The organism is uncultured Jatrophihabitans sp., assembly GCF_964246335.1.
GTDB lineage: Bacteria > Actinomycetota > Actinomycetes > Mycobacteriales > Jatrophihabitantaceae > Jatrophihabitans.
In genome coordinates this window covers 1-5352 of the sequence record NZ_CAXTQF010000114.1, presented here as the reverse complement: position 1 = coordinate 5352, position 5352 = coordinate 1, and the positions used below count along the sequence as shown (strand labels likewise).

Genomic DNA, 5352 nt, shown 5'->3' with positions numbered 1-5352 from the left:
CACCGTGAGCAGGTCGTCCAGCAGCGTGTGCGCGGCCGCGAGCAGACCCAAGGCCCGCCCTGCCACCAGCGTATCGCTCATGTATTCGATTCTACCGGCTGGACCGCACGTTGACAACCCTCTACCCCAACAAACACGGGGGGTAGAGTCGCGTGAGCGAAGCGTAACCGCAAGCCGAGAACGTAGTTGAACCGGCCACTCACTCGTTCGTAGCTGAGTTCTGATGCAGCTCAGGTCAGACGCAACGTGTGGCCCGGACGCTCCGAGGCAGGCAGCGCAACCTCGAGTCGATTGCTTCTGAGTCAGCAGGGTGCGGCGTTGGCGAAGTCAGGCGTGCCGGATACGTTGGCCGCGAATGTTCACCCGAGTCGGGATTGGGCTGTGATGGCTGAGGCTTTTCAGGTGCGGAGCGCGCTCGAGGGCCAGGCGGCGCACATGCTGCCGGGTGCGGCGCTCGACGCAGCTACCGGCGACCTGTTGATCCCCGTGGAGGGTGGCCGTGCGCGGGTCGCAACGGACGCCATCGTGCAGGAGGCGGTCGAGCTGCCGGACGCCGACCAGGACGAGGCCGTGCGGACCTGGCTGCTCGAGGTGGTGACCCAGCTGCAGCCGGCCACCGGCACGCCGGCAGTCGTCGCGCCCGAGGCGTTGCGTGCTCGGCTGATGCTGCCGACGCCGCCCGATTTCGAGCTCGACCTCGTCGCCGTGGCGGTCACCAACTGCTTCGACCTCGTGGTGGTCTACGAGGACGACGGCCAGCTGAACTACCTGCAGCCGGATCAGGTCGACGACCTCGGCAGCGTGCAGGACCTGCTCGGCACGGCCTTGCGGCAAACCATCCAGGAGGAGCTGCTCGACGTCGACGTCCGCGACCACGAAGCCGGTGGCTTCCAGATCCGGATGCTTGCCAAGGACAATTGCCCATACGTCACCACAGCGCTGATGTCGCTCGCCCGGTTCATGCCGGTGCCGGCGACGGATGCGCTGGTGATCGCGCCCCGGTTCAGTGCGGTGGCGTTCACGCCGATGGTCAGCCGCGACGACGTGCGGCTGGCCGGCCCGTTGGCGCAGATCGCGTCGTCGCTCTACGACGGCAGCCCGGATGCCTGCAGCGACGGCGTCTACTGGTGGCACGACGGCGACTTCTACGCCCTTGATCTGGACGATGACGGCACCGTCGTCCTGCCCGCGGGTACCGAGGACCTGCTGCCGTGAGCCCGCCCCCGAGCGCCGGCCCGGGGTCGGTTCGGCCACCCACGGGGGTATGCGTAACAGTCTGACATCGCCCCGGTTAGTCCGAATTTGACCGGGGCATAACAACTGCGACGCGGACGGCGACGGCCGCAGGGGGCATCCTCTTACCGGGATGTCGTGTCGGGGGACATTGGGGGAAAGCGTGCGGCCGTCGCCGGACCGTGGAAGCGGTGCATCAGCGAGATCTCGCTGAGACTGCCCAGTCCCGAAAAAGCAGGCGTTTTGCACCAGCGCGGTGTCTGCGCGTATCGTTGACTGCCGTGCCCGGAGCCATCCGGGCCATGACTTGTGCCCGTCGCTCATCGAGCGGCAATCGCGGCACCGGACTCGCGTCCAGCAGCGGCCATTATCGCGCTGCCGGGGTCCGCGCTCGGGCGACACGCCCGACCGCGGGGGTCGGACGAGGCCGACGCGGGTGGCAGGTCGCGAGCACAAGCACGCAGGACAACAGCACAGCAGGCACGCGCGCGAGCGCACCGAACACCACGTGCGTCAGCGCACCGTAGACACCGAGGAGATTGCAGGCCGTATGCCTACGATCCAGCAGTTGGTCCGCAAGGGCCGCGAGGAAAAGGTCGAGAAGTCGAAGACCCCGGCGCTCAAGGGCTCGCCCCAGCGCCGTGGCGTGTGCACACGCGTCTACACGACCACTCCGAAGAAGCCGAACTCCGCGCTGCGCAAGGTCGCCCGCGTCCGGCTGACCAGCCAGATCGAGGTCACCGCCTACATCCCCGGTGTCGGCCACAACCTGCAGGAGCACTCGATCGTGCTCGTGCGCGGCGGCCGGGTGAAGGACCTCCCCGGCGTCCGCTACAAGATCATCCGCGGCTCGCTCGACACGCAGGGCGTGCGTAACCGCAAGCAGTCACGCAGCCGCTACGGCGCCAAGAAGGAGAAGAGCTAATGCCGCGCAAGGGCCCTGCGCCGCGTCGCCCGCTCGTCGTCGACCCGGTGTACAACTCGCCGCTGGTCACCCAGCTGGTCAACAAGGTGCTGCTCTCGGGCAAGCGCTCGATCGCCGAGCACATCGTCTACGGCGCCCTCGAGGGCACCCGGGACAAGAGCGGCACCGACCCGGTCGTCACGCTCAAGCGCGCGCTGGACAACGTCAAGCCCACGCTCGAGGTCAAGAGCCGCCGCGTCGGTGGCGCCACCTACCAGGTGCCGATCGAGGTCAAGCCGGGCCGCAGCACCACCCTGGCCCTGCGTTGGCTCGTCAGCTACTCGCGCCAGCGGCGTGAGAAGACGATGACCGAGCGCCTCATGAACGAGATCCTCGACGCCAGCAACGGCCTCGGCGCCAGCGTCAAGCGCCGCGAGGACACCCACAAGATGGCCGAATCCAACAAGGCCTTCGCCCACTACCGCTGGTAGATCCCCCACGCTGCCCGGCCGGACACCCCGGACGCCGCAGCCCGCCCGCCAAGAGACTGGAAGGAACCATGGCAACCAACGCCGAACTCGCCAAGACCCGCAACATCGGGATCATGGCGCACATCGACGCGGGCAAGACCACGACGACCGAGCGCATCCTCTTCTACACCGGTATCAACTACAAGATCGGCGAGGTCCACGACGGCGCCGCCACGATGGACTGGATGGAGCAGGAGCAGGAGCGCGGCATCACGATCACGTCCGCGGCCACGAAGTGCACCTGGAAGGGTCACACCATCCAGATCATCGACACGCCCGGCCACGTCGACTTCACCGTCGAGGTCGAGCGGTCGCTGCGCGTGCTCGACGGTGCCGTCGCCGTCTACGACGGTGTCGCCGGCGTCGAGCCGCAGACCGAGACCGTCTGGCGCCAGGCCGACAAGTACTCGGTGCCGCGCATGTGCTTCGTCAACAAGCTCGACCGCACCGGCGCGGACTTCTTCCGCTGCGTCGACATGATGCGCGAGCGGCTCAACTCGAACGCCCTCGTGCTGCAGCTGCCGATCGGCAACGAGGCCGACTTCATCGGCGTCGTCGACCTCGTCGGCATGCGCGCGCTCACCTGGCGCGGCGAGACCAAGATGGGCGAGGACTACTCGGTCGAGGACATCCCGGCCGAGCTGGCCGACCAGGCCGCCGAGTACCGCGAGAAGCTCATCGAGCAGCTCGCCGACGTCGACGACTCGATCGCCGAGAAGTACCTAGAGGGCGAAGAGCTCTCGGTCGAGGAGATCAAGGCCGCGATCCGTAAGGCGACGCTGGCCGACCTCGTCAACCCGGTGCTGACCGGCACCGCTTTCAAGAACAAGGGCGTGCAGCCGCTGCTCGACGCGGTCGTCGACTACCTGCCGTCGCCGCTGGACGTCGGTGGCGTCAAGGGCACGCTGCAGGACGGCGACACCGAGGCCGAGCGCGGCGCCGACGAGTCCGAGCCGATGTCCGCGCTCGCGTTCAAGGTCGCCACCGACCCGCACCTCGGCAAGCTGACGTTCGTGCGCATCTACTCCGGGGTGCTCGACCAGGGCTCGCAGGTCCTCAACTCCACGAAGGACCGCAAGGAGCGGATCGGCAAGATCTACCAGATGCACGCGAACAAGCGCGAGGAGCTCTCGCGTGCGGGAGCCGGCGAGATCATCGCCGTGGCGGGTCTGAAGCAGACGACGACGGGTGACACGCTCGCCGACTCCGGCAAGCCGATCGTGCTGGAGTCGATGACGTTCCCGGCGCCGGTCATCGATGTCGCCATCGAGCCGAAGACGAAGAGCGACCAGGAGAAGCTGGGCATCGCGATCCAGAAGCTCGCCGAGGAGGACCCGACCTTCCGCGTCCACAACGACGAGGAGACCGGGCAGACCGTCATCTCCGGCATGGGCGAGCTCCACCTGGAGATCCTCGTCGACCGGATGAAGCGCGAGTTCCGCGTCGAGGCCAACGTCGGCAAGCCGCAGGTGGCCTACCGCGAGACCATCAAGCGGGCGGTCGAGCGCGAGGACCTGACCTACAAGAAGCAGACCGGTGGTTCCGGCCAGTACGCGAAGGTGCAGATCGCGCTCGAGCCGCTGGAAATGACCCCGGACGGCCCGACCTACGAGTTCGAGAACAAGGTCACCGGCGGGCGCATCCCCAAGGAGTTCATCCCGTCGGTGGATGCCGGCGCGCAGGAGGCCATGCAGTACGGCATCCTCGCCGGCTACCCGCTGGTCGGCGTGAAGTTCACCCTGGTCGACGGCGGCTACCACGACGTCGACTCGTCCGAGATGGCGTTCAAGATCGCGGGCTCGATGGTCTTCAAGTCCGCTGCGCGCAAGGCCAACCCGGTCCTGCTCGAGCCGCTGATGGCCGTCGAGGTCACCACGCCCGAGGACAACATGGGCGACGTCATCGGCGACATCAACTCCCGCCGTGGCCAGATCCAGGCCATGGAGGAGCGTGGCGGAGCGCGCGTCGTCAAGGCGCTCGTCCCGCTGTCGGAGATGTTCGGCTACGTCGGCGACCTGCGGTCCAAGACCCAGGGTCGCGCCAGCTACTCGATGCAGTTCGACAGCTACGCCGAGGTGCCGGCCAACGTGGCGAAGGAGATCGTCGCCAAGGCGACCGGCGAGTAACACCCACCGAAACTTCAACAACAACAGTCAAACCAGCCGGCAGACGGACCTTCCGTAGAGCAGACCGGCAGACAACCGAAGGGTTAGGGATCCACCGTGGCGAAGGCCAAGTTCGAGCGGACGAAGCCGCACGTCAACATCGGCACCATCGGTCACATCGACCATGGCAAGACGACGCTGACGGCTGCCATCTCCCGCGTGCTGCACGACAAGTACCCGACGCTGAACCCCAGCACCGAGGCGTTCGACATGATCGACAAGGCGCCCGAGGAGCGGCAGCGCGGTATCACGATCTCGATCGCGCACATCGAGTACCAGACCGAGCAGCGCCACTACGCGCACGTCGACTGCCCCGGGCACGCCGACTACATCAAGAACATGATCACCGGTGCGGCGCAGATGGACGGCGCCATCCTGGTCGTCGCGGCCACCGACGGCCCGATGCCGCAGACCAAGGAGCACGTGCTGCTTGCCCGTCAGGTCGGCGTGCCGTACATCGTCGTCGCGCTGAACAAGGCCGACATGGTCGACGACGAGGAGATCATGGAGCTCGTCGAGC

At 67.1% G+C, this 5352-nt stretch carries 5 protein-coding genes; all 5 read left to right on the top strand.

Annotated features, from left to right (window positions below; all coding sequences use genetic code 11):
- Positions 1–402: 402 nt before the first annotated feature.
- Positions 403–1215: a hypothetical protein gene (locus ACFFCN_RS18395; protein ID WP_375494036.1), complete on the top strand. Its 813-nt coding sequence runs from the start codon at positions 403–405 to the stop codon at positions 1213–1215.
- 568 nt (positions 1216–1783) lie between these two features.
- Entirely contained in the window at positions 1784–2158 is a 375-nt protein-coding gene (gene rpsL / locus ACFFCN_RS18390; RefSeq protein ID WP_375494034.1) for a 30S ribosomal protein S12, read from the top strand.
- A complete protein-coding gene (gene rpsG / locus ACFFCN_RS18385) occupies positions 2158–2628 on the top strand; it encodes a 30S ribosomal protein S7 (RefSeq protein ID WP_375494032.1) in 471 nt (156 codons plus the stop codon). Before rpsL ends, rpsG begins: the two co-directional genes overlap by 1 nt.
- Before the next feature lie 68 nt (positions 2629–2696).
- Entirely contained in the window at positions 2697–4793 is a 2097-nt protein-coding gene (gene fusA / locus ACFFCN_RS18380) for an elongation factor G (protein ID WP_375494030.1), read from the top strand.
- A gap of 96 nt (positions 4794–4889) precedes the next feature.
- Positions 4890–5352, top strand: a 463-nt coding sequence (locus tag ACFFCN_RS18375; RefSeq protein WP_375494028.1) for a GTP-binding protein, incomplete at its 3' end; no start/stop codon positions are given.

Excerpts from the sequence above, each read along its gene's own strand:
- rpsL (WP_375494034.1), top strand. The coding sequence starts at position 1,784 with ATGCCTACGATCCAGCAGTTGGTCCGCAAGGGCCGCGAGGAAAAGGTC.
- rpsG (WP_375494032.1), top strand. The coding sequence starts at position 2,158 with ATGCCGCGCAAGGGCCCTGCGCCGCGTCGCCCGCTCGTCGTCGACCCG.
- fusA (WP_375494030.1), top strand. The coding sequence starts at position 2,697 with ATGGCAACCAACGCCGAACTCGCCAAGACCCGCAACATCGGGATCATG.